23 protein-coding genes are annotated in these 24,428 nt (G+C 71.7%); 5 read left to right on the top strand and 18 right to left on the bottom strand.

Features of this window, described 5'->3' with window-relative positions; translation table 11 throughout:
- Positions 1 to 15 precede the first annotated feature (15 nt).
- The 16 genes from ACSDG8_RS04450 to ACSDG8_RS04525 all read right to left on the bottom strand — a co-directional run bounded on the left by ACSDG8_RS04450 (position 16) and on the right by ACSDG8_RS04525 (position 17,617).
- Positions 16 to 1,686 (bottom strand): AMP-binding protein, encoded by a 1,671-nt coding sequence (locus ACSDG8_RS04450; protein WP_210890905.1) that lies wholly within the window; start codon positions 1,684 to 1,686, stop codon positions 16 to 18.
- Positions 1,677 to 2,411, bottom strand: coding sequence for an SDR family NAD(P)-dependent oxidoreductase (locus ACSDG8_RS04455; protein ID WP_210890903.1), 735 nt, complete (start codon positions 2,409 to 2,411; stop codon positions 1,677 to 1,679). Before ACSDG8_RS04455 ends, ACSDG8_RS04450 begins: the two co-directional genes overlap by 10 nt.
- Entirely contained in the window at positions 2,411 to 3,145 is a 735-nt protein-coding gene (locus tag ACSDG8_RS04460) for an ABC transporter ATP-binding protein (protein ID WP_210890901.1), read from the bottom strand. Before ACSDG8_RS04460 ends, ACSDG8_RS04455 begins: the two co-directional genes overlap by 1 nt.
- Positions 3,142 to 5,034 carry a branched-chain amino acid ABC transporter ATP-binding protein/permease gene (locus ACSDG8_RS04465; protein ID WP_210890899.1) on the bottom strand — a complete coding sequence of 631 codons (1,893 nt, stop codon included), beginning with the start codon at positions 5,032 to 5,034 and terminating at the stop codon, positions 3,142 to 3,144. The genes ACSDG8_RS04460 and ACSDG8_RS04465 overlap by 4 nt, the downstream gene beginning before the upstream one ends.
- A 4-nt stretch (positions 5,035 to 5,038) precedes the next feature.
- Entirely contained in the window at positions 5,039 to 5,905 is an 867-nt protein-coding gene (locus ACSDG8_RS04470) for a branched-chain amino acid ABC transporter permease (protein WP_210890897.1), read from the bottom strand.
- A 60-nt stretch (positions 5,906 to 5,965) separates the two neighbouring features.
- On the bottom strand, positions 5,966 to 7,165 hold the full coding sequence (locus ACSDG8_RS04475; protein ID WP_210890895.1) for an ABC transporter substrate-binding protein: 1,200 nt from the start codon (positions 7,163 to 7,165) through the stop codon (positions 5,966 to 5,968).
- 228 nt (positions 7,166 to 7,393) lie between these two features.
- Positions 7,394 to 8,536 (bottom strand): CaiB/BaiF CoA transferase family protein, encoded by a 1,143-nt coding sequence (locus ACSDG8_RS04480; protein WP_210890893.1) that lies wholly within the window; start codon positions 8,534 to 8,536, stop codon positions 7,394 to 7,396.
- 13 nt (positions 8,537 to 8,549) lie between these two features.
- Positions 8,550 to 9,302 (bottom strand): SDR family NAD(P)-dependent oxidoreductase, encoded by a 753-nt coding sequence (locus ACSDG8_RS04485; protein ID WP_210890891.1) that lies wholly within the window; start codon positions 9,300 to 9,302, stop codon positions 8,550 to 8,552.
- Positions 9,299 to 10,456 (bottom strand): acyl-CoA dehydrogenase family protein, encoded by a 1,158-nt coding sequence (locus tag ACSDG8_RS04490; RefSeq protein WP_210890889.1) that lies wholly within the window; start codon positions 10,454 to 10,456, stop codon positions 9,299 to 9,301. The genes ACSDG8_RS04485 and ACSDG8_RS04490 overlap by 4 nt, the downstream gene beginning before the upstream one ends.
- Before the next feature lie 5 nt (positions 10,457 to 10,461).
- Positions 10,462 to 11,211, bottom strand: coding sequence for an SDR family NAD(P)-dependent oxidoreductase (locus ACSDG8_RS04495; RefSeq protein WP_210890887.1), 750 nt, complete (start codon positions 11,209 to 11,211; stop codon positions 10,462 to 10,464).
- A gap of 12 nt (positions 11,212 to 11,223) precedes the next feature.
- Entirely contained in the window at positions 11,224 to 12,012 is a 789-nt protein-coding gene (locus ACSDG8_RS04500; protein ID WP_210890885.1) for an enoyl-CoA hydratase-related protein, read from the bottom strand.
- Entirely contained in the window at positions 12,009 to 12,803 is a 795-nt protein-coding gene (locus ACSDG8_RS04505) for an enoyl-CoA hydratase/isomerase family protein (protein WP_210890883.1), read from the bottom strand. The genes ACSDG8_RS04500 and ACSDG8_RS04505 overlap by 4 nt, the downstream gene beginning before the upstream one ends.
- Before the next feature lie 19 nt (positions 12,804 to 12,822).
- Positions 12,823 to 13,347 (bottom strand): gamma carbonic anhydrase family protein, encoded by a 525-nt coding sequence (locus tag ACSDG8_RS04510; RefSeq protein ID WP_210942716.1) that lies wholly within the window; start codon positions 13,345 to 13,347, stop codon positions 12,823 to 12,825.
- The gene (locus ACSDG8_RS04515) at positions 13,325 to 15,109 is read right to left on the bottom strand and encodes a CoA-transferase (RefSeq protein WP_210890879.1); all 1,785 of its coding nucleotides are present in this window, start codon (positions 15,107 to 15,109) and stop codon (positions 13,325 to 13,327) included. The genes ACSDG8_RS04510 and ACSDG8_RS04515 overlap by 23 nt, the downstream gene beginning before the upstream one ends.
- Positions 15,106 to 16,299, bottom strand: a complete 1,194-nt coding sequence (locus ACSDG8_RS04520) for a thiolase family protein (RefSeq protein WP_210942717.1) — start codon at positions 16,297 to 16,299, stop codon at positions 15,106 to 15,108. Before ACSDG8_RS04520 ends, ACSDG8_RS04515 begins: the two co-directional genes overlap by 4 nt.
- Positions 16,292 to 17,617 (bottom strand): Zn-ribbon domain-containing OB-fold protein, encoded by a 1,326-nt coding sequence (locus ACSDG8_RS04525; protein WP_210942718.1) that lies wholly within the window; start codon positions 17,615 to 17,617, stop codon positions 16,292 to 16,294. The genes ACSDG8_RS04520 and ACSDG8_RS04525 overlap by 8 nt, the downstream gene beginning before the upstream one ends.
- A gap of 102 nt (positions 17,618 to 17,719) precedes the next feature.
- Here ACSDG8_RS04525 and ACSDG8_RS04530 point away from each other — a divergent pair, with 102 nt between their 5' ends.
- Together ACSDG8_RS04530 and ACSDG8_RS04535 are read left to right on the top strand one after the other, a co-directional pair.
- A complete protein-coding gene (locus tag ACSDG8_RS04530; RefSeq protein ID WP_210890873.1) occupies positions 17,720 to 18,778 on the top strand; it encodes a Gfo/Idh/MocA family protein in 1,059 nt (352 codons plus the stop codon).
- Between the two features lie 101 nt (positions 18,779 to 18,879).
- The gene (locus ACSDG8_RS04535; protein ID WP_210890871.1) at positions 18,880 to 19,569 is read left to right on the top strand and encodes a GntR family transcriptional regulator; all 690 of its coding nucleotides are present in this window, start codon (positions 18,880 to 18,882) and stop codon (positions 19,567 to 19,569) included.
- Between the two features lie 102 nt (positions 19,570 to 19,671).
- Here ACSDG8_RS04535 and ACSDG8_RS04540 read toward each other — a convergent pair whose 3' ends face one another.
- Positions 19,672 to 20,427, bottom strand: a complete 756-nt coding sequence (locus ACSDG8_RS04540; protein ID WP_210890869.1) for an SDR family oxidoreductase — start codon at positions 20,425 to 20,427, stop codon at positions 19,672 to 19,674.
- A gap of 139 nt (positions 20,428 to 20,566) precedes the next feature.
- A complete protein-coding gene (locus ACSDG8_RS04545) occupies positions 20,567 to 20,767 on the bottom strand; it encodes a hypothetical protein (RefSeq protein WP_210890867.1) in 201 nt (66 codons plus the stop codon).
- Between ACSDG8_RS04545 and ACSDG8_RS04550 the strand changes: the two genes are divergently transcribed.
- From ACSDG8_RS04550 to ACSDG8_RS04560, 3 genes are all read left to right on the top strand, one after another.
- Positions 20,766 to 21,437, top strand: coding sequence for a histidine kinase dimerization/phosphoacceptor domain-containing protein (locus ACSDG8_RS04550; protein ID WP_439427672.1), 672 nt, complete (start codon positions 20,766 to 20,768; stop codon positions 21,435 to 21,437). The genes ACSDG8_RS04545 and ACSDG8_RS04550 overlap by 2 nt on opposite strands.
- A 145-nt stretch (positions 21,438 to 21,582) precedes the next feature.
- The gene (locus ACSDG8_RS04555; protein WP_210890864.1) at positions 21,583 to 23,103 is read left to right on the top strand and encodes an McrB family protein; all 1,521 of its coding nucleotides are present in this window, start codon (positions 21,583 to 21,585) and stop codon (positions 23,101 to 23,103) included.
- Complete coding sequence (locus tag ACSDG8_RS04560; protein WP_210890862.1) at positions 23,104 to 24,279, top strand: 5-methylcytosine restriction system specificity protein McrC; 1,176 nt, start codon at positions 23,104 to 23,106, stop codon at positions 24,277 to 24,279.
- The last annotated feature ends 149 nt before the right edge of the window (positions 24,280 to 24,428 follow it).

A 24,428-nucleotide genomic window follows, 5' to 3' on the forward strand; every position in this document is an offset into this window, starting at 1 on the left:
CGACGCCGGCCCGGGTCATGCCCGGCCGGACGACGCCGAATCGGCAGTGAGCCGCTGGCGCAGCACGTTCTTCTGGATCTTCCCGGTGGGAGTGGCCGGCAGCGCCTCGATCACCTCGAGCCGTTCCGGCCACTTCTGCCGGGTGACCCCCATCTCGTCGAGGAACGCGGAGAGCTGCGCCAGGGTCAGCTCCGCGCCGCCCCGGGTGACCACGAAGGCGCAGGCCCGCTCGCCGAGGCGCTGATCGGGTACGGCGACGACGGCGGCCGCCTGAACCAGCGGATGCGCGGCGAGCAGGTTCTCGACCTCCAGCGCGCTGATCTTCACGCCACCGCGGTTGACGATGTCCTTCATGCGGTCGACGTACAGCACGTAGCCGTCCTCGTCGACGGTGCAGAGGTCGCCGCTGTAGTAGCGGCCGGAATCGTCGCGGGCCTCCGCCGTGGCTTCCGGGCTGCCGTAGTAGCCGAGGAACACGTGCGGCCCGGCGGTGGAGTACTCGCCGACCTCGCCCACCGGCACGGGTGTCGCGCGGTCGGACGGATCCACGATCGTGACGTCGATGCCGTCGAACGGCCGGCCGTCACGACCGGTCACCTTCTCCCACGGGTCGTCCGGGAAGTTGAGCGTGTGCAGCGGCGCCTCGGACTGGCCGAAGACGCGCAGCAGCAGGCACCCCAGCTCCGAGCGGGCCCGCTCGACGAGCGCCGGCGCCACCCGCGCGCCGCCGGAGACGAAGTAGCGGAACGACGACAGGTCGTACGAGGAAAGGTTGTCCTGCTCGACGAGGTCGCCGATGAACGGGGTGGCGCTCACCGTGAAGGTGGCCCGCTCCCGGCTGATCATCTCCAGCGCGCGCTGCGGATCCCACTGGTCCTGGAGCACGAGCTTGGCCCCGCACAGCAGCGAGTCGTAGACGCCGAACAGCAGGCCGGTGGCGTGCGCGATGGGACTCGGCATCCAGATCGGCGTCTCCGGGCCGAGACCGAGCGCGCCGGCGATCATCGTGGGCGGCGACAGGTCGGTGTTGTGCGTGTGCACGACGCCCTTGGGCAGCCCGGTCGTGCCCGAGGTGAAGCTCACCTTGGACACCTGGTCCGGGTCGGGCCGCAGGTGCGCGAAGGCGCCCGGGGCCGGCGCGCGTTCGGCCAGGAACCGCTCGTACGGCACCATGCCCTCGCCCGCCTCGCCGAGCACGATGACGGTGCGCAGGTCGGGCGCCTGCGAGCGCAGCCGCTGCGCCATCGCGACGAAGTCGAACCGGCGGTGCGTGTCCGGCACGATGTACGCCCGGGCGCCGGTGGTGCGCAGCATGTACGCGACGTCGTGCTCCCGGTAGATGGACATCATGGTGAGCGCGCGCAGGCCGGCCCGCTGGATCGCGAGGTAGATCTCCACGAACTCGATCCGGTTGGGCATCTGCACGGCCACGAACTCGCCCGGCCGCAGCCCGGCGTCCACGAAGGCCGCGGCGAGCCGGTCGACGCGGTCGGCGAGGGCGGCCCAGGTGATCCGGCCGTTCTCGTCGACCACCGCGGTCCGGTCCGGGCGCTGTCTCCGGTGCCGGTCGAGGAAGTCGACGATCAGCTGGTCCCGCCACTGCCCGGACGCCTTGAACGCGGCTATCCGCTCGGGGGTGTACACGTCACTGGCCGAGGTGATGACACCCGGTACGGTCACAGACATCCGAAGAACCCTCCTGACACGTGGATCACCTCGCCGGTGACGTACCGGCCGTCGTCCCCGGCCAGGAACGCCACGGCCCTGGCCACGTCGACCGGATCACCGAAGTCACCGAGCGGGATCCGCTCGCGGTAGCGCGCCTGGACGTCGGCCGGGATCCGCTCCATCACCGAGGTGCGGATGACGCCGGGCGCGACGGCGTTGACGGTGACCGCCGGGCCGAGTTCGAGCGCGCAACTGCGCGTGAACGCGACGACACCCGCCTTGGCCGCGGCGTAGTCGGCCTGGCCGGACGCCCCGTCCTTGGCCACCGAGGAGATGTTGACGATCCGGCCCGCGCCGCGGTCGCGCATGTGCCGGCCGAACAGCTGGGTGAGGTTGAACGTGCCGCGCAGGTTGAGCCGCACGGCCTCGTCGAACCGCTCCAGCGGGATGTCGAGGACGTCCTCGTACATCCGGCCGCGGTAACCGCCGACCACGTTGACGAGCACGTCGACCCGGCCGAAGGCGGCGAGCGCCGACGCGGCCAGCGCCTCGGCCTCGGCCCGGTCGGTGACGTCGCACCGGTACGGGTGCGCCGCCCGGCCGTCCGCGGTCAACCGGTCCGCGGCCTCGGCGAGCCGGCGGCCGGAGATGTCGGCCAGCACCAGGGCGTGCCCGCGGGCGCCCAGCTCCGCCGCGATGGCGCCGCCCATCGCCCCGGCCGCGCCGGTCACCACCGCGACCATCAGACCGGCCCTTTCTCGACGGCCTCACCGAGGTAGGCAGCCCGGATCCGGTCGTCGGCGAGCAGTTCCGCCGGCGGGCCGGACGCCTCGATCACGCCGGTGTTCAGCACGTAGGCGTGGTCGGTGACGCGCAGCGCCTGGTGGGCGTTCTGCTCGGCGATCAGCACGGCGGCGCCCTCCGAGCGCGCGACGTCGGCGACGATGTCGAAGACGTGCCGCATGGTGCGCGGCGCCAGCCCGGCCGACGGTTCGTCGAGCATCAGCACTGTCGGCCGGGGCATCAGCGCCCGGGCGATGGCCAGCATCTGCTGCTCGCCGCCGGACAGGCTGCCCGCGGTCTGTCCGGCCCGCTCCCGCAGCCGCGGGAAGAACTCGAACAGCTCCTCCATCCGGGCCGGGACGTCACGACGGCGCATGGTGAAGCCGCCGAGACGCAGGTTGTCCCGCACCGACATGTCCGCGAACAGCTCGCGCCCCTGGGGTACGTAGGCCAGCCGCTCGGCGACGATGCGGTGCGGCGGGAAGCCGCTGACCCGCTTGCCGCCCAGCCGTACCTCGCCGCCGCGCAGCGGCAGCAGGCCGGCGACGCCGCGGACCGTGGTGGTCTTGCCGGCGCCGTTGGGGCCGAGGACGGAGACGATCCGCCCCGCGTCCAGACGCAGCGACAGCTCATGGACGACGACGATCTTGCCGTAGCCGAGAGTCACGCGATCGAGTTCGAGCAGCGCTGTCATGACTCCACCTCGCCCAGGTAGGCGGCCACCACCGCGGGGTCGCTCTGCGCCCGCTGCGGTGAGCCGTCGAAGATGACCCGGCCGTGGTCGAGCACCGTGACCGAGTCCGAGAGGCCCATGACGAACCGCATGTTGTGCTCGATCAGCAGCACGGTGACCCCGGCGGCCCGGATGCGGCGTACGTCGTCCATCAGCGCGGCCGCCTCGGCCGCGGTGAGGCCGGACGCCGGCTCGTCGAGCATGAGCAGCCGAGGCTCGGCGACCATGGCCCGGGCGATCTCCAGTCGCCGCTGGACGCCGAGCGGCAGGCTCTCGGCCGGGGTGTCCGCGTAGCGTTCCAGGCCCAGTGTCGCCAGCGCCGCCCGCGCGGCGTCGCGGGCCTGCCGCTCCTCCGCCCGGGCGGACGGCAGGCGCAGCCCGGTCCGCCAGAGCCCGCAGGCGTCGCGGTGGTGCCGGCCGACGAGCACGTTCTCCAGCGCGGTCATCGAGCGGAACATCTCCACGTTCTGGAACGTGCGGGCCAGGCCCGCCCCGACCACCTGGTGCGGGCGCAGCCGGAGCATGTCGCGGCCGGCGAAGGTGACCGACCCCTCGTGCACGGGGTAGACCCGGGTCAGGACGTTGAACAGCGTCGTCTTGCCGGCGCCGTTCGGGCCGATCAGTCCCTTGATCTCGCCGTCGCGTACCCCCAGGTCGACGCCGTCGAGCGCGATCAACCCGCCGAAGCGCACGGTGACGCCGTCGGCCGTCAGCATCGGCTCCCCCACGGCGCCGCCGGCCACCGCGGACCGCTCCGCCGGCGGCGCCGGCCGGTCGCGGACCTCGGTCACCGCGGCGTCGGTGACGACGGCGTCGGAGGGCGGCGCGCCGGAGCGGCGGCGCCGGATCCACGCGGCGGTCCGGCTCACCCCGGAGGCGAGTCCGCCCCGCAGGAAGATCAGGACAAGCAGGAGTACGACGTAGAACACCAGCAGCGAGTGCTCGCGGAACGGCGTCAGGAACTCCGGCGCGAGGACGAGGAGCGCCGCGCCGAGCGGCGGTCCGACGAGCGTGCCGAGCCCACCGAAGAGCACCATGGTGAGCTGCTTGACCGACTCCCACAGGTTGAACGCGGCCGGGTCGAGGAAGCCGACGGTGATGGCGAACAGCGCGCCGGCCAAGCCCGCGTACGCGGCGCTCACTCCGAAGGCGAGCGTCTTGAACCGGGCCACGTCGACGCCGAACACGGACGCGGCGATCTCCTTGTCCCGGATCGCCCGCCACGCCCGCCCGACCCGGGACCGCACCACGTTGCGCACGAAGAGCAGGCTGAGCAGCGCGGCGACGAGGACGAGGTAGTACAGGTTGCGGTCGGCCAGCGGGAACACCCCGACCACGGCGGGCGGGACGGCGATGCCGCGTGGCCCGTTGGTGACCGATTCCCAGTTGAAGATGACGCTCTGCACGATGAGCTGGAACGCCAGCGTGGCCAGGGCCAGGTAGTGCCCCGCGATGCGCAGCGCCGGCAGGCCGACCACGTAGCCGAGCAGGGTGGCGAGCACGACTCCGACCAGCGCGGCGAGCGGGAACGGCAGCTCCCACCGGCCCATGAGGACGGCGGTGGTGTAGGCGCCGACGCCCATGAACGCCGCGTGCGAGATGGAGATCTGCCCGGAGAAGCCCATCACGACGTTGAGGCCGACCACGGCGATCACGTAGACGAGGACCACTGTCGCCAGATAGGTCCGGAACGGTGGTAGCAGCAGTGGAAGCGCCAGCAGGACGACTCCGACGAGGAGCCATGCCGCAGCCCGGGCCGCGCGCGGCAGGCGACCGTTGCCGGCTGTCTGCGGCGCCGGGACGGTGGCCGCCGGGGCCTTCTTGGTGCTGCCTACGGTCTGGTTGCTCATCCGCTCAGACCCTCCGGACCACGCGGCGGCCGAGCAGGCCGGCCGGCCGCACCCACATGACGACGAGCAGCAGGCCGTAGACGACCACGTCGACGGCTGCCTGGTTGAGGTAGACCTGGGTGAAGGTCTCGATCGCGGCCACCGCGACGCCGCCCATCACCGCGCCTTCGAGGCTGTCCAGGCCGCCGAGCGCCGCCGCGACGAATCCCTTCACCAGCAGCAGGCCGATCTCCGGCGAGACGTCGGTCGACGGGGCGATCAGGACGGCGGCGACAGCGCTCACCGCGCCGGCGAGTGCCCAGGTGACCATCAGGGCCCGGGAAAGGTTGATGCCGACGATCTGGGCGCCCACCCGGTTCTGCGCGACCGCCTCCAGCGCGCGCCCGTACGTGGTGTAGCGGAAGAACAGCAGCAGCGCGATCACCACGACGACCGTCGCGCCGAGCACCCACAGGTTCTGCGGTGTGATGCGGACGCCGAGGACCTCGACGGGGTCGCGGGACAGCACCGGCGGGAACGGGAAGTGGTTGGACTGGTAGCGCAGGACGGCAAGCTCGCGCAGCAGCCCGCCGACCGCGAGGCTCGCGACGACGAATGTCCACGGCGAGGCGCTCATGATCCGGCGGAACACCGCGCGGTCGATGATCAGCCCCATCAGCGCGCCGCCCAGCGGCGCCAGGATCAGCACCAGGTACAGGGGCAGGCCGGCGGTCAGCAGGGCGAGCGCGATGTACGCGCCGGCGAGCACCCAGTCGCCGGCCCCGAAGTTGACCAGGTCGGAGGACTTGAAGACCAGTACGAGACCCAGCGCTACGAGCGCATAGATCGCGCCGAGCGTGAGCGAGTTGACCAGCAGTTGGATGACTGTCACATCAGTACCTCGCTTGCGCCGCGGGCCCGGCCGGTGCGGCCGGGCCCGGGAGGGGTTGAGTCAGGAGCCGGAGACCTTGCCGGCGATCTGGGCGAGACCGGCGTCGTCCACCGGTACCGCCTTGCCGCCCTGGATCCGCATCCAGACCAGGTCGACGAAGCACTCGTGGCGTTCGTTGGCGCAGCTGACGTTGGGGCTGATCGGCGTCGGCTTGGCGTCCTTGACGGCGGCGAGCGCCTCGATGAACTTCTCCGCCGTGAGGTCCTTGCCGGCCTTCTCCAGCGCGCCCTTGAGCAGGTAGGCCGCGGTGTAGGAGAAGTTGTCGGCGTGGTTGGGCCGCCCGGTCGGCGCCGAGGGGTACTCGGCCTTGTACTTCTGCAGGAACTCGCCCTGCGCGCCGGTGGTGTCGGTGAGGAACTGCGGCTCGTACCAGTTGAACAGCCAGTCCTCGGCGGCCGCTTCGTTGCCCGTCCAGACGGTGGCGTTGGCCTGCCCCGCGTCGCCGACGAACTGGGCCTTCAGCCCCAGCTCACGAGCCTGCCGCAGGATGATCTTCGCGGCCGGGAACAGGCCACAGTTGACGACGACCTGCGGGTTGGCGTTGCGGATCGCCACGAGCTGGCCGGTGAAGTCGTTGCCGGCGGCCGGGTAGGTCTCGTTGGCGACCACCTGCAGGCCGCTCTTGCCCTGCAGCTCGGTCGTGACCTGGGCGCACAGCGTGCGGCCCCACTCGCCGTCCTCGTGCAGGATCCCGACCCGGGTGGCCTTGAGGTTGTCCGCGACCATGTCGGCGATGCTGGGCGCGACCCACTTGGTGGAGACCGCCTCGCCGTGGAACATGTTGTCGACCTCGGGGGTCTTGCGGGCGGCTTCGCTGCCGGAGAAGCCGTTGTAGACCGGCAGTCCGCTCTGCCGCAGCTGGTCGGCGACGGCGAGGAAGGTCGTGCTGCCCGTGCCGGCGTAGACCAGGAACGGCTTGTCCTGCTGGATGATGCGCCGCGCGACCTGCTGGGCCTGCGCGACCTGGAACGCGTCGTCGTGGAACTCGAACCGGATCTTGCGGCCGTGCACACCGCCCGCAGCGTTGATCTCCTTGACCGCGAGGGCGAAGCCGTCGCGGTTGCCGAGGCCGACCCAGCTGGCCGGACCGGTGATGGGGCCGAACCCCTGGATGTAGATCTCCGTGTCGGTGACGCCCTGTGTGCTGACCTGCGTGCCGCCGCCCTCACTCGAGGTGGTTGTGCAACCCGCAAGCGCCAACGCCAACAGGGCGATCGCCGTAACCGACTTTCGCACCATGAGCTGCCTCCAAACTGTGGCCGCGACGGCGGACGACGCGGAAGGCGTCGGGTGAAGCCGTCACTCGCCAGGCCGGCTCCGAAGGTCACCGGGCGGAAGAGCACCTGCTCATCGCCCTGTCGGCCGGACTCGTCGCCTCAACCGGGCTGCCTCAGGAGCATAGGAAAAACGGTATCCAGTGTCCAGTATTCAGTTTTCGTCGACCGTGCCGATCGCCCGAAGACGTGCCACGTCATCCGCCGTTCGGCCCAGCTCAGCCAGCACCTCGGCGGTGTGCTCGCCGATCCGCGGCGCCGGACGGCCCGCCGAGAGCGGCGTACGGGACAGGCGTGGCGCCGGCGCCGGCTGCCACCGGCCCGCCGCCTCCTCGAACACGCCCCGGGCGACGTTGTGCGGATGGTGCGGCGCCTCGGCCAGCCGCAACACCGGGCTGACACAGGCGTCCCGCCCCGCGAACCGCTGCGCCCACTCGTCCCGGCTGGACGTCGCGAACCGCGCGGTCAGCGCGGACCGCAACGCCGGCCACCGCGTCCGGTCGTACTGCGGCCAGTCGGCCGGGTCCAGGCCGACGCCGTGCAGCATCTCCGTGTAGAAGCGCGGCTCCAGCGCCCCGACCGCCACGTATCCGCCGTCAGCGGTCTCGTACGTGTCGTAGAAGGGGCACCCGCCGTCGCTGAGGTTGGCCTCCCGCTCGTCCGACCACTCCCCCAGCCCGGCCAGCCCGTACACGAACGAGCCGAGCGACGCCGCTCCGTCCAGTACGGAGGCGTCGACCACCTGGCCCAGCCCGGTGCGCCGCCGGTCCAGCAGCGCGGCCAGCACGCCGATCGCCAGGAACGCGCCGCCGCCGCCGAAGTCGCCGACGTAGCCGGGCAGCGGTGGAGGCGGCGCGTCCGCCCGCCCCATCCCGTGCAGCAGGCCGGCGACGGCGAGGAAGTTCAGGTCATGGCCGGCCGCGGCGGACAGTGGGCCGTCCTGCCCCCAGCCGGTCATCCGCGCGTAGACCAGGCGCGGATTGCGGGCCAGACACACCTGCGGCCCGAAGCCGAGCCGCTCGGCCACGCCCGGCCGGAAACCCTCCACCAGGACGTCGGCGCCGTCGGCGAGGTCGAGCAGGATCCGCAGGCCGGCGTCGTGCTTGAGGTTCACCGCCACCGACCGCCGGCCCCGCCAGCAGCCGGCCATGAGCCGGCCCAGATCCGCCGGGTCCGACGGGGCCCGGTCGACCCGGACCACGTCGGCGCCGAGGTCGGCCAGGAGCATCACGCCGTACGGCGCCGGCCCCAGTCCGGCCAGCTCCACCACGCGGACACCCGTCAACGGTCCCGCCATCTCCCGTACCTCCTCAGCGTGCGGACATCCCGCCGTCCAGGTAGACGACCTGCCCGGTCATGTAGCGGCTGGCGTCGGACGCCAGGTGGACCACCGTCGGCCCGATCTCCTCCGGGTCGCCGAACCGGCGGGCCGGCACCCGCGCCAGCACGCGCTCGGCCACCCCCTCCTCGGCCAGCCGGCCCCGGTTGATGCCGGTCGGGAAGTAGCCGAGGGCGAGGCAGTTAACGCGGATGCCGTACCGCGCCCACTCCACCGCCCAGCCGCGGGTGAGCTGGAAGACGGCGGCCTTGCTGGCGCCGTAGTGCGACAGCCCGGACGTGCCCGAGCGGCCCATCACCGACCCGATGTTGACCACGGCGCCGCCGCCCCGATCGCGCATGTGCGCGGCGACCGCCCGGGCCGGCAGGAACGTGCCGATCACGTTGGTCTCCAGGACCCGGCGGAACTCCGCGACGTCGAGGTCCAGCGCCCGGTGCTCCGAGGCGATGCCGGCGTTGTTGACCAGCACGTCGATGCGCCCGTACCGGTCGATCGCCGACCGGGTGAGGGCGTCCACCTGGTCCTCGTCGGTCACGTCGCAGACCACCGGCAGGGCCGAGGGGCCCACCGACGCGACCAGCGCGCACGTCTCGTCGAGCGCCGCGCGGTCGCGGCCGGCGGCCACCACGGCGGCGCCGGCGCCGGCCAGCGCCAGGGCGGCCTGCCGGCCGAGCCCGCGGCTGGCGCCGGTGACGACCGCGACCCGGCCCGACAGCGGCGTCATGCCGACCTCTTCGCGAGCTGCCGGGCCAGCACCAGCCGGTTGACGTCGTTGGTGCCGTCGTAGATCTGCGTGATCTTCGCGTCGCGCATGCACCGCTCCGCCTCGAATTCGCGCATGTAGCCGTAGCCGCCCATCAGCTGTACGGCGTCGCCGGCGACCCGCATCGCCACGTCGGAGCAGTAGACCTTCGCCGCGGCGGCCTCGACCGCCCGGTTCCCGTCCGGCGCCGCGTCGACGAACCGGGCGAGCCGCTGCACGAGCAGCCGGGCGGTGACCACGGCGATGTACATGTCGGCGAGCCGCAACTGCACGGCCTGGAACTCCGCCACCGGCCGCCCGAACTGGCGCCGCTGCCGGGTGAACCCGTCGGCGATGTCGTACGCGCGCTGCGCGATGCCCACCGCCTGGGCCGCGGTGCTGATCCGCGCGTCGGACAGCACGTGCACGGCCGTGTGGAAGCCGATCCCCTCGGGCCCGAGCCGGGCCGTGGCCGGCACCCGCACCTCGTCGAGCGCCAGCTCGACCGTGTTGGACGCGCGGATGCCCATCTTCGCCAGCGGCCGGCCCGGCCGTACTCCCGGCGAACGCGCCTCGACCACGAAGACGCTGATCCCGTCGCGTCCCGGCGACGTACGGGCGAACAGCGTGACCAGGTCGGCGACGCCGCCGCTGGTGATGAACATCTTCCGGCCGGAGATGACGTACCCGTCGCCGTCCCGGACCGCCCGGGTCGCGAGGGCCGGCACGTCGGTGCCGGCCTCCGGCTCGGTGATGGCGATCGCGCCGAGCGCCCGCCCGGCGGCGAGGCCGGGCAGCCACCGGCGTTTCTGCTCCTCGTCGCCGACGGCCAGGATCGGCAGCATCGCGTGGGTCTGCGTGATGAACGCGGTGGTGGTGGCCGCGCAGGCACGCGCCAATTCCTCGGTGGCCAGGGCGTACTGGCGCATGCCGGCGCCCTGACCACCGAACCGCTCCGGGATCAGCAGCCCGAACAGCCCGGCCTCGCCGAGCAGCCGCATCGACTCGTGCGGGTACTCCTCCGCCTCGTCGATCCGCCGGGCCTGTCCGGCGATCCGCTCCCGCGCCAGCCGCCGGACCATCTCGCGCAGCGCCCGGTCCTCGGCCGACAACTCGACGTCGTCCATGGTGGCCATGGCCGCTACGACGTCATGGTGAGGCCGCCGCTGACGCTCACCGTCTGGCCGGTGATGTACGAGGCGGCGTCCGAGGCCAGGAAGACCAGCGCGTTGGCCTGCTCGACGGGCTGGCCCATGCGCTTGAGCGGCACCGCTCGGACCATCTTCTCGATCACCCGCTGGTCGGTCTGGGCCTGGATGAGCGGGGTGTCGGTGGGCCCGGGCGAGATCGCGTTGATCCGCAGCTGGTGCCGGGCGACCTCCCGGGCCAGCGACTTGACGAAGCCGATCACGCCGGCCTTGGCCGCCGCGTACACCGTCTCCCCCATGGTGCCGACCTTTCCGGCGTCGGAGCTGGTCAGCACGATCGACCCGGAACGCCGCTCGATCATGTGGTCGAGCACCGCCCGGCACAGGAAGATCGACCCCATCAGGTTGATGTCGATGATCCGGCGCCAGTACGCCTCGTCCTCGTCCACCAGGAACGTCGTGTCCGACCATCCGACCGTGCTGACCAGGATGTCGATCCGCCCGTACTCGGCCAGCACGTCGCGTACCAGATCTTCGGTCTGGTCCCGGCGGGTGATGTCGACGGCGAACGCGGAGGACTTGGCGCCCGCCTCGACCAGCCGGCCCGCCGTCTCCTGGGCTCCCGCGAGATTGATGTCGGCGACCGCCACAGTGGCCCCGTTGGCGTGGAACACCTCGGCTGTCGATGCCCCGATGCCGCTGCCGGCGCCGACGACGAGCGCCACCTTTCCGTCACACCGCACCTGCGTCTCCCCTCATTTGCGGAACTTGCCGAACTCCGGCGGGCGCTTCTCCAGGAAGGCACGGGTGCCCTCGTGGAACTCCTCGGTGCCGTGGATGAACGAGATCATCTGGTTGCCGTGCAGCACCGACGGCCACAGCTGGTCGGACTCGTAGTTGAGCGAGATCTTCGCCACCCGCAGCGCCTGCGGGCTGAGTGTCAGCATCCGGTCGCACCACGCGCGTACCGTGGTGTCGAGTTCCTCCACCGGCACGACCTTGTTGATGAGGCCCATGTCGAGCGCCTCGCGCGCGGTGTACTGCTCGCAGAGGAAGATGATCTCGCGGGCCTTCTTCTCGCCCACCATCCGCGGCAGCAGTTGCGTGCCCCACCAGACCGGCACCGAGCCCATCTTCGGCCCGGACTGCCCGAAGCGGGAGTCCTCGGAGGCGACCGTGAGATCGCACAGCATCTGCAGCTCGTTGCCGCCGCCGACGGCGAAGCCGCGCACCCGCGCGATGATCGGCTTGCCGCAGCCGCGCATGACCAGCGACAGGATCGTCGTACGGCGGGCCATCTGGATGGCGCCGGACTCGTCGGACGCCTCCTCCCAGTGGATGTCCCCACCGGCGCAGAACGCCTTGTCCCCGGCGCCGGTCAGCACGATCACGCCCACCTCGCGGTCGGCCTCCGCGGCCCGGAACGCGTCGATCAGCTCGTCGAGCGTCTCCGACCGGAAGGCGTTACGCCGCTCCGGCCGATTGATGGTGATGGTCGCGACGTTGTCGACGACCTCGTACAGGATGTCGCTGTAGCTGCTCATGCCTCTCCCTGGTTGCTGGGGAATCTCGGGGCCACACGTCGGTAGAAGGCATCCAGGCCGGCCCGCGCGTCGGCGGAGGCCATGTGTGCCAGCGCGATCGGGCGTTCGGCGGCGAGGGCCGCGCCCACGTCGAGTCCGGCGCCGGCGGCCAGCGCGCGTTTGATCGCCGCGCTGGCGAGCGGGCTGCGGGTGGCCAGGAGGGCGGCCATCTCGCTCGCCCGGGCGACGACCCGGTCGGCCGGTACCGCCTCGTTGGCCAGGCCCGCGGCCACGGCCTCGGCCGCCGGGATCTCCTCACCGGACAGCAGCAGCCACCGGGCCCGCCGGTCACCGATCAGGCGGGGCAGGCGCTGGGCGCTGCCCCCACCGGGGAAGAGCCCGTAACGGGCGTGCTGGTCGCCCAGCCGGGCGTCGTCGGCGACGACAGCGACGTCGCACACCTGGAACAGCTCGAAGCCGCCGGCGAAGGCGATCCCGTGCACCGCCGCGACGGTGGGCCGGCTGCACGCCGCGACCGCGTCGAACGCGTCGTGCCAGTCCTGCATGAACGCGGCGAACGCCGCCGGGTCGCCGACGATGTCGCCGAGGGCGTGCATGTCGGCGCCGGCGCTGAACACCCGGCCGTTGCCGCGCACGACGACCGCCCGCACCCCCGGGTCGGCCTCGATCGTGGCGATGTGCTCGCGCAGCAGCCGCAACGTGGCCGGGTCGATCGCGTTCAGCCGGTCGGGACGGTTGAGCACCACGTGGGCGACTCCGTCCGCGCGTTCCAGTAGCACTTCCTCGGGCATCCGTTGCTCCTCCGCGGGTCTAGGTGTCGATGCGCCGCAACTCACGCCGGAAGCGGGCCCCGTTCTCGACGTAGGCCCGCACCGCGTGTGCCTGCCAGTCCTCGTGGCCGGCGGGCAGGTCGCGCAGGCGGGCCGGCACGCCGACGGCGAGCCGTCCGGGCGGGACCTCCGCGCCCTCCCGCACGAGGGCGCCGGCGGCCACCACGCTGCCGGCGCCGATCCGCACCCGGTTGAGCACGATCGAGCCCGAGCCGATCAGGCACCGGTCCGCGACCGCGCAACCCTCCAGGTGTGCCAGGTGCCCGACGACGCAGTCGGCACCGATCTCCGTGGGACAGTCCGCCACGCTGTGCAGGACCGTTCCGTCCTGGACGGAAGTCCGGGCGCCGACCCGGATCACGCCGTAGTCGCCGCGCAGCACCGCGCCCGGCCACACGCTCGACTCCGGTCCCAGCTCCACCGAACCGATCACGACGGCGTCCGGGTGCACGTACGCCGTCGGGTCGACCCGCGGTGTCCGGTCACCGAGTGCGTACAGAGGCATCGCCGTCCGCCTTTCCGGAGAGCCGGCCGAGGAACGTCCGGGCCGGGTCGTAGCGCCGCAACGCGGACAGCTCAGCGGACGTCGGGTCCGGCTCGCGGGTGACACCACGGGCGATGTCGAGGTCCCAGCCGCAGCCGGCGCGCAACCGCTCGACCGCGTCGGCGTCCGACTCGCCCGACCGCGCGACGAACGCCGTGGCCACGAACCGTCCGTCCACCCGCTCCAGCACCCCGGCGGTGGAGACGACGGTCCGGACACCGTGGCCGGGCGACGTCACGTACGGCACCCGCCGGACCAGGCGGTGGCTGCCGTGCGCCACTGTCACGAGCACCTCCTCGGCCGCGGTCGCGATGTCGTTGGCGCCGCCGGAGCCCACGATGTAGCTGCCGTCCTCGGCGTACGTCGAGTTGGTGTTGCCGTCGGCGTCGACCTGCCCGGCGCCGATCACGCCCAGGGACCGGGTGGCCGGCCCGCCGACGAACGCGCCGAGCACTGTGGCGACGTCGGTGAGCAGGGCGCACGTGGGCAGGTTGCGGTGCGCGAAGATGAACGGCTCGCCGGGGCGGGGGCGGTAGCCGAACATGCCGATCTCGGCCATCAGCTCCACGTCGGCGCCGACGGCCTGCAGGCCGGTCACCGCCAGCCACGAGGCCAGGTTGGCCTGGCCGACGCCGGCCAGGACCGCGTCGAATTCCTGCTTGCGCACCCGGCCGGCGATCCGGCGGGCGGCCGTGACGACCATCGCCTCCGCGTCGGTCCACCGGTCCGGCGGGTCCGCCGCGACGGTCAGCGTTGAGCGCCAGCCGTCCTCCTCGGCCTGGGCCCGCAGCGCGGCGATCCGCTCCGGCCCGAGCTTGGCCAGGTAGGCGTCGTGGTCGGCGGTGCCGAGCAGCCATTCGTCGATCCACCGGCGGAAGTCGACCGGGTCGTTGGACGCCCGCACCACGTCGGCCATGAACTCCTCGTCCGGCACGTAGCCGGCGACCCCGTCGAGGCCGGGGTTGAACAGCCCGTACGGGTGTGAGCCCAGGGGCACCTCGCAGACCGCGAGGACAGCGTGCGCCGGTACGCGCACGAGAGCGCCGTGCTCGCGGATCGTCTCGGTGTCGACGATGCGCTCGACGGAGGCGATCGCGCCGCGCCGCGCCGCGAGCGCGCCCCACGCCCCCTCGCCGTACGGCGCGGAGAGCACCACGTTGCCGGCCCGGTCGGCGGCCACGCCGTGCAGCAGCACCACGTCCGGCCGGAGGGCGGCGACGACACCGGACGGCGGTCCGCCGAACGGGTCGGCGACCTCGGCGAAGCCGCGGCCGTGCAGCGCGGCGCCGAGGTCGCTGCCGGCGAGCGACCGGACGGGCAGGTGCGGCACGCCCAGCGCGGCGGCCATGAGGCGGGCCGTCAGCGACCACAGCGACCAGCTCTCCACCTCGATCCGGCCCTCGCGCACCGCCCGCTGGAACGCCCGGTTCGGGCGGGGCGCGGGAAGGTTCTCGCCGGCGAACGAGGCCACCAGACGGTCGAGCACGCCGAGTTCGACGAGCGCATGCTGGCTGCTGACCAGGCCGGCGGTGACCAGCGTCAACCCGGCAGGCCGGCCGGCGAACCGGCGGACCAGTTGGTGCAGCGCCGCGTTGGGCCGGGCATCGGCGTACGCGACGTGCACGACGTCGCCCGGCCGCACGTGCCTCTCGACAGCGGCCGCGAGCGTGCTGACCTTGTCCGGCGACCGCCCGTCCGGACGCGCACCGGTCGCCGCCGTCACGCCGCCGCCCGCGCGGGACCGGCGTCGGTGACCACGGCGACGCAGGCCAGCGATCCCGGACCGCCGAGCGCGTGGGCGAGACCCGTGCGGGCGCCGGGCACCTGCCGAACGCCTGCGCGTCCCCACACCTGGTCGCACACGTCGACGACCATCCGTACGCCGGTCGCGCCGATCGGGTGCCCGCATGCCTTGAGGCCACCGCTGGTGTTGACCGGCAGCGCGCCGCCCGGACCGGTGGCGCCGCTCAGCACCAGGTCACGCCCTTCCCCCTTGCCGCACAGGCCCAGGTCCTCGTAGTTGACGACCTCGGTGATCGTGAAGCAGTCGTGCAGTTCGACGACGTCGATCTCGTCGAACGGCCGAAGGACGCCCGCCTGCCGGTACGCGCTCGCGGCGGCCGAGCGGGTGGACTCGAACCCCAGCAGGTCCGAGCGGGAACTCGTGTTCGCGGTGAAGTACCCGAGGTCGTTGGACATCGCGATACCGCTGATCGCGGCGGCCCGTCGCCCGCGGGCGTCGGACTCGCGCACCAGGATCAGCGCCGCGGCGCCGTCGGTGGTCGGGCAGGCGTCGAGCAGGCCGATCGGGCCCGACAGCGGCGGCGCCGCCTCGACCTGCTCCGCCGTGACAGTCCGGCGGAAGTGGGCCCGGGGATTGAGTTCGCCGTACGCGTGGTTCTTCATCGCGACGGCCGTCATCGCCGGTCGTGGATCCCCGTAGACGGCCCGGTACCGCTCGGCGACCAGTCCGAAGATGCCCGGCGCTGTCCGGCCCTTGCTGAGCACCGGATGGCCGCGGTTGACGTGTTGCATGACGAGGCTGCCGCGGGGGCCCACGTCGCGCATCTTCTCCGCGCCCACGACCAGCGCGACGTCGCAGGCGTGCGCGCGCAGCGCGGCCACGGCCTGCCGGATCGCGTCCAGGCCGGACGCGCAGTACGCCGCGACCCGGGTGACCGGCCGTCCGTGCATGCCGATCGGCTCGGCGAGCGACGTGCCGGCGTTGCCCTCGTCGGAGTAGGTGTAGGCGAACGCGGTGCCGAGCCACGCGGCGTCGACGTCGGCGAGCGTGATGCCGGCGTCGGCGGTGACCGCCCGCACCACGTCGCGGACGAGGTCGGCGTACCCGCGGTCGAAGAACTCGCCGAACTTCGTGCTCGCCGCGCCGATGGCGACGACGTCTTCACCCATCGAGATCGACCTTCCAGAAGTAGTGCGGCAGACCGGATGCGGTGTGCAGCCGGCGGAGCACGAGCCGGACGCGGTCGCCGACGGCGAGCCGGCGTGGCACGTCGCGAACCGCCTGCCCGAAGAATCGGCCGCCTCCGTCGAGGTCCACCACGACCATCTGCACCGGGTCGGACGCGTCGAAGAGGTGGTCGACCGAGTGGGTCGCCACGACGCCGGTGCGCCGCAGCGGCTGGTCGGTGACCTCGAACGACCCGCACAGCTCGCAGACGCCGGCCCGCGGGAAGCCGATGCCGCCGCAGTCGGAGCACCGGTATCCGACGGGCCCGAGCAGGGCCGGCATCTCCCGCCACAGCTCGGCCGGCGACGTCCACGGCCCGGGGGCCTCGGTGGCGCGTCCGTGCCAGGCGGCGAGGCCGTACGCCTTCGTGCCGCGCGCCGTGGTCGCCGCGCTCGCGGCCGGCTTCGCGGTGTCCTCCGCGGTGTCGGTGCCCGCGGTGAGGATCGCGCCGCCGCCGCCCCAGCCGAGGTCGAGGATGGCCACGGCGCCGTCGGGCCCGGCGACGCGCAGGCGGTCGAGCGCGGTGAGCAACGCGTGCGCGGCCGAGGCGCCGGGGCCGTCTGCCGCGCCGCCGGACTGCCACACCGAGGGCACCTCCCACCGCTTGGCCCAGCGCGCGCCGCGCAGCCGGGTGCCGCACGTGACGACGACACCGGCGAGGTCGGCAGCGGTCCGGCCGGCGGACTTGAGCAGATCGGCGAGCAGCGCGTCGCCCTCCGCCGCGACGAGTGCCTCCTCGACGAACCGCGCGTCCTGCTGGTCCGGCGCCGGGCCGGTGCGCCACCTGTCGAAGGTCAGCGTGTGGCGGGACGCGACCGCCGCCACCCGGGCCACCCGTGGCGGGCCGAAGCGGACCGCGGCCGCGGCGGAGGCCGTCGCCGGCACGCCGGCCCCGGCCGGGCGGCGGTGGTCGACCAGCAGGCCGAGGCCGGGCTGCGCCAGCCGGGTGGCGATCGCCAGCAGGTCCGGCACCCCGGCGTCGGGGGCGAGTGGAACCACCGCAGCCGGCTCGCCGAGCACGCCGGTCGCCCGGGCGTGCGCCACGAGGGCACGCGTCTCGATGTCACTGTCCGGCACGCGAAGCAGTACCGGGCCCTCCGTCTCGGCGCGGGGCAGGCCGCTCAGGGAGGTCCACATGAGAGTGAACGCGTCCTCGTCCGGGCCGGGCACCGGGACGTCCGGCGAGGTCGCTGTCTCGCGCGTCAGGTAGTCGTCGAGCCGGTATGCCGGCACGTATCCGGAGACATCGGAAATCCCCACCTCATGCACGCTCGGCCCCTGTCCGTCGTGATCGGTCGTGGGGCAGACTGTATACCGAATCCCGGATACGAGCAACGGAGATTGACGCTAAGGTGTGCTCCCATGACCGATGTTGTAGGTGTGGGCCTGGTAGGCCTCAGCGCGAAGGGCGGCTGGGCCGCACGGGCCCACCTGCCCGCGCTCGCCGCGCTCCCGGGCTACGAACTGCGGGCGCTCGCGGCCAGCGACGACGCCGCGGCGGCCGAGGCCGGGCGACGGTACGGCGTCCCGCGCGCGTACGGCACCGTCGATGACCTGGTCGCCGACGAGAGCGTCGACCTGGTCGTCGTCGCCGTGCGGGCCGACCGGCACCGGGCCTGCCTGCTGCCGGCGCTCGCGGCCGGCAAACCCGTGCTCTGCGAATGGCCGCTGGGAACCGGCCTCGCCGAGGCCGAGGAACTCGCCGCCGCCGCGCGCGGCACACGCACCGCCGTCGGCCTCCAGGCCCGGTCGGCGGCGCCGATCCGGTACCTGCGCGACCTGGTGGCCGACGGCTACGTCGGCCGGGTGCTGTCGACCACGATGACCGGCGCCGGCGGGCTGTGGGGACCGACCTACGGCTCCTACGCGGCCTACACCCTCGACCCCGCGTACGGAGCGACGCTGCTGTCCGTGCCGTTCGGACACGCGGTCGACGCGCTGTGCGCGGTCCTCGGCGAGCTGCGCCCGATACGCGCCCTGACCGCCAACCGGCTCCCCCGGGTACGCCACGCCCGTACCGGCGAGATCGCGGAGAAACGCACCGACGACCAGGTCGTGGCGGTCGGGCTCGTCGACGACGACGCCGTGGCGACCGTCCACTACCGGGGCGGACCGACTCGCGGCGACGGACTGCGCTGGGAGATCACCGGGACCGCGGGCGAACTGCTCGTGACCTGCCCCGGGCACCTGCAGCACGGGCCCGTCCGCATCCGCGGCGGGCGGGACGACGACCGCCAGCTCACCGACCTGCCCGTCCCGGCCCGCTACGACCACTCATCCGGCCTGGCCGCGCCGGCCGGCCCGGTCGCCGAGGCGTACGACCTGCTGGCGGCCGGCGACGGTGCCGTACCGGACTTCGAGCACGCGGTTCGCCTGCATCGCAGGCTCGCCGACATCACCGAATCCGGCCGAGCCGGATAGGCCGCGTCGGACCATACTCGCCCATTGGGCATGGCAAATTCGTGAATCCTCCCCGGCACCGGATAACGTGCACACGTTCACCACGTGAGAGAGGCGGACAGGTGGGCATCGACAGCAGCGCCAGCGCCCGAGCGGTGATCCAGCGAGATCCGTTGGGCACCCAGATCGCGGCCGCCCTCCGGCAGGACATCTTCTTCGGCCGGCTGCTGCCCGGCACACGATTGTCGCAGCAGGAACTCTGCGAACACTTCGGCACGAGCCGAATGCCCGTGCGTGACGCCCTGCGCGAGCTGGTCTACGACGGTCTGCTCGAACTCGACGGCGGCCGCCACACAGTCGTCGCGCCGCTGAACAAGGCTGACCTGCGCGACTCGTTCCTCATCGAGGGCATGCTCAACGGGCTCGCCGCGCGGCGGGCGATGGAATTCGCCACCGAAGCGGACTACGCGGTACTCGAAGACCTGCACCGGCGCATGGAGAGCTACCACGAGAACTCCGAACGCACCAACCTCGCCGACCTGAACTGGCAGTTCCACCGGCACATCAACAAGCTCTCCGGTTCCCGCAAGCTGATGGCCGCGATCAGGGTGGTGTCGCTGAACGTGCCGCGCGACTACCTGCTCGAAGTGCCGCAGTGGAGGAAGCGTTCCAACGCCGACCATGAGGGAATTCTCGCGGCGATGCGGGCAGGCGACGGGGAACGGGTCGAGCACATGATGACCGACCATCTGGTCAGCTCGGCCGAAGGGCTCATCGAATACCTGACGTCCAAAGGGGTGCGTCTCACGTAGGGCCTGTCGACCGGCACGAGCCCCGATGCGTCGGACGACAGCAGCATCGCGTATCGGCGTCCGGGCCGGACCGGTCCTTCTGGCCCGGGCCCTCGCGCCGGATTACTGACCGTGGCTCGCCCGCGTTCGCCACTCGTCCAGGCGCGTACCCGCGATGCGGGCCCCGTCGGCGGGGACCAGCGAGCGTTCAGCCAGCGCGGCACCGAAGTACCGGGCACCGGAGTCACCCACCACCGAACGAGCATCCCGCTGAGCATCGAGGACGGACCGTGCCAGTTCGTCGAGGCGGAACTGCTCCGGACCGCCGACCTCGACCACCGTGTTCGTCGGCGTGCCGACCACAACCTCGGCCACCGCGGCGGCGACGTCGTCCGCCGCCATCGGCTGGATGAGCACCGGCGCGAGGCGCACGGTGTCGCCGTCCGTGGCGGCGTCGATGATGCCCTTAAGGAACTCGAAGAACTGGGTGGCGTGCACCAGCGAATACGGGAGTCCGGACGCCGCGATGAGCTTCTCCTGGGCGACCTTCGCCCGCATGTATCCGCTGTCCGGAAGCCGTTCGGAACCCACGACGGACAGCGCCACGTAGTACCCCACCCCGGCGTCCGCGGCGGCGGCGAGGAGGTTCCGCGTGGACGTCTCGAAGAACTCCAATGCCGCGCTGTCCTCGAGTGACGGCGAGTTCGACACGTCGACGACCGCGCCGGCGCCGGCCAGCGCCTCCGCCACACCTTCGCCGGTCAGCGTGTTCACACCGGTCTTCGGCGAGGCCGCCACCACCTCGTGGCCCTGAGCATCGAGGATCTTCACGAGCTTGGAGCCGATGAGCCCACTGCCACCGATGACGACGACCTTCATGATCGAGCCCCTCCCTGTCGGCGCTGGCTGGTTGGCGCTGCCACCAGTAGGACGGAAACCCTTCGCCGATGCGGGAACTTCCGGAAAATGAGCTCGACGGAGATCGTCCCGGCCCTCTCGCGCCGTAGCGCCGAAGGCCCTACCCGCCGGAGGCGTCGCCCCGGCCGGCCTCCTTGAAACGTGGGAGCAGCGGCCAGACAGGGGTGAACATGTCGTCCCGCCAGCCCGGTCCCAGCGCTCGGCTGACATTGATGTATACCGGCCCGTGGGACGTGTTCAGTCGCCAGTTGTCCCACTGGTCCAGATCGTGCTCAGCAAACCGCGCCAGCAAGCGGAACATGGTTGCCACTTCGGAGTCGGTGAGCGGTCCTCCTGGCTGGTCTCCCATCTCGGCAGCGTGCCATCAGCGGGTCGACAGCACCAAGCCGAAGCCCGGCGTCGACAAAGCGTGCACCGGTCGGCGGCCGATCCAGCGCTCCGGTCGCGGACATGCTGTGGCCGGAGTCGCGTTACTGCTGGGCGAGGTGGGAGGGGGCGCCGGGAGCTGCTTGCCGAGTTCGCCGTGCGGGAGGCGCGGGCGCCGCAGCCCGGGAACGGGAGGCGCACCGGAAGTGCAGCAGGAGCGGTTGCGGCTGGCGCGGGAGTTCCACGACGTGGTCGCGCACCAGATAGCGGCGGTGAACGTGCAGACGGGAGTGGCTGTGGCAGCCTTCGACCAGCGTCCAGACGCGGCGCGCGCGGCGTTGGCTCAGGCACGGGCACGGGCACGGGCCGGGACGCCCTGCGTGAGCTGCGGGCCACGGTCGCGCTGCTGCGCGACGCGGCGCCCGGTGACTCCACCGATCCCGCCCCGCGCCTTCGCCAGCTCAATGAGCTCCGGCGCGACTGCCCGGTGGTGGCACGTGGCCCACCGCCCTCGACTGCGACCCGGTCGAGGACCCGCTGCGGCCGCGACGGAAGCTGCGCCGAGTAGAGCCAGTGAGTCGGCAACCCGCGGATCCATCAGTTGATGCCCGATGTCAGGCCGATGCGAGGTGGCTTCATCAAGCCAGTCCCAGATCCCCCTTCGGCGTGGTCTGCGCGTTCGGGCAGCGGGCGTAGGCTTCTCGCTGACGCCGCAATTCGTAGTGGGCCCACTGGATCGCAGGGAGAGCGATGGGGAACGATACCCAGTCAGCACTTGGCACGACACCCCAATCGCTAGCCGAGGTTCGGGAGATCTTCGGCGAGCGGTTCGTGGCGGCACGTGTCGAGGCCGAGACGGATGCCCGCGACCTACTCGACAAACGCGCTGGCTCCATGAGCGTCGACGAGGCATTGCAGCTGGGGCGGCTGTTCAACCGGCATGAGAAGACCGGCCAGGTGCGCCTGGACCGGTTTTCGCCCGGCTTCGCCGGGGCCGTGATGAACAAGCTGACCGAAGACATCGACCGGTTCAACCGCGTCGTCGCGGAGCTGTGGTCCTCTCCGGCCGACGAGGCATTGGCGTTGCTCGGCCGCATGTTCACCGACCGTTCGGTGCTGCCCGGTGCAGGCTCGTCGTTGCCGAGCATGCTGCTGTATTTACGCGATCCGGAGCAGTTCGGGGTCTGTATCAATGCCACGATGAAGGGCCTCGCTCACGTATCCGGCAAAACCTTCCGGGCGGACGGTCAGGTCGGCTACGAGCGCTTCTGTCAGTCCCTGCGGACGTGGCGTGAACAGTATGGTGTCGCGCCGCAAGAAGCGGACGCGGTGCTCACAAACATCATGCGGGCCGCCACCGCACCAAGCGTCGCAGGGCCCGCTGCCGAAACAGCGACGGTTATCGACGTTCCCCCGAGCGGACGACTCACCGTTGAACAGGTGGCAGACCAGTGCTTCCTGCCCGTGGAGCAGATCGACAAGTGGGTTGCGGCGCTCCACGGACCGATGCGTCAAGCGGTGTTCTTCGGGCCCCCTGGGACCGGGAAGACGTGGGTCGCTTTGAAGCTTGCCCATCACCTCGCGACCTCGCCCGACCATGTCGAACTCGTGCAGTTCCACCCGGCATACTCTTACGAAGACTTCGTCGAAGGCCTGCGGCCCGACTTGGCCGACGGCGGCGCCCTGCGCTACACCCCGCGCGATGGGGTGTTCTTGAAGCTGTGCGAGCGGGCACGCAAGGGCCCACCCGATGACGTGTTCGTGCTCGTCATCGACGAGATGAACCGAGCTGACCTTGCTGCCGTCTTCGGTGAGCTGCTTTTCCTGCTCGAGTACCGGGCTGTCAAACCAGCAGTCCTGCCGTACTCGCAACGGCAGTTCTCGGTGCCACCCAACGTCATCATCCTCGGGACCATGAACACGGCAGACCGCAGCCTCGCACTCGTTGACTTCGCCCTGCGCCGCAGGTTCAACGCCTTCCACCTGCACCCCAGCGATGACGTTCTCGCCAGGTGGTCCAGCGGACGCTCCGACGTGGACGCCGACCTGCTGCTCGGCATGTTCCGGATGATCCGCGACCGGGTTGGTCGCCAGTCACCGGTCAGCCCTGGCCACTCGTACTGGATGGTCGAGCAGATCGACGCCGCAAGAGCCGAGGCCATCTGGTCCTATCAGCTGTACCCGTACCTGGCAGAGCACTGGTTCGAGCGGCCAGAAGACCTGGACCGGCTGGACGTCGATATCCGCGCCCTCATCGCCGAGCGAAGCTGAATGCTGCACCTGCGCGAATACGAGGTCAGCCGGGTCGCGCTCACCGAGCGGGAAGCCGGCGAACTGGCACGGCTGACCCGCGGCTCGACGGCCCGACGGGACGAGCCCCGGATCATCCAGCAGATCCTGCCGTCTGGGGAGCCCGGGCTCTATGACGTGCAACCAGGGCCGTACGTTGGACGATTCACGCTCGGTTCCCTGCGCACGGTCGACATCGCCAGCCGCTTTCCATTCGCGGATCTCCGTGAGCTGCTGCAGCTTGCCACACGCCCGCCCGTGCTGCTACGCGACACCGCAGCCGCTGGCAGCGCCGGCCGTGGCCTGGTCGATCTCATCGCCACCGCCTTCGCTCGGGAGACAGAACGCCTGGTCGGATTTGGCTTAGCCAAGGAGTACCAAGCTCGAACCTTCACCCGGTCGCCCTACCCTGGCAGCCCCGATGTGACTACCCACCTCGCCAAGTATCTCGGGCGCCCCGACCGCCTGCTAACCAAGGCCAAGCGCCTGACTCAGGACATTCAGCTCAACCAGACCATCGCCGCCGCGCACCGAGTACTCCTACAGCAGCACTACCCCGATCAGGCGCTGTCGGCCCGGCTGCGAGCACTCAGCCCATGCTTCACCTCGATCTCGCGGGTCGCAGACCCTCAACGACTGATGCAGCGCCGCCCGACCTTCGTACCGCCGCGATACCGAGAAGCTCACGCCCTGGCATTGCTCGTCCTCGCCGGCCAAACCGTGCTTCCGACCGCCGCCGGTGCCTCCGGCGTCACGGTCCTGTTCAACATGACGAAGGTCTGGGAGAGCTACGTCGGCCGCTGGCTCGCGAACCAGCTACCAGCCGGACACCGAATTTCGGCTCAACACCCCGTGGCGCTCACCGACGACGCACAGCCGATGACCGCATACGCGGACTTCGTCATCCTCGACGAACAGCACAAGCCCGTGGCGGTGTACGACGCCAAGTACCGGCACTGGCAGGCCAAACCGAAGGCCGACGAGCTCTACCAGCTGAGTACCTATGCCCACCGACTCCGCGTGCAGCTAGCTGCACTGCTCTACCCGGGCCATGAAGGCCAGTGCAGCCACGTCACCGTCGGCGACCTCTGGATCGCCACGATAGGCGTGCCGGTTCTCAGCTCGGCGCTCGCTGCCGCCCAGACTCACGGCGCCTGAGTCAGCTCAAGCGCCACAGCCGACTCCGGCGCAGCACCCGGACCACACCTCCTCCAAGTGGAGGTCGAAAGCCGCCGCCCGCTCATCCGGCGATGATGCAACGTCAGGCCGGCTTATGGAGGAGGTCGTGCTTGCTGCGATCTACGGAC

Origin of the sequence: Micromonospora sp. LA-10, from assembly GCF_051853095.1 — a bacterium.
GTDB classification, from domain to species: domain Bacteria; phylum Actinomycetota; class Actinomycetes; order Mycobacteriales; family Micromonosporaceae; genus Micromonospora; species Micromonospora echinospora_A.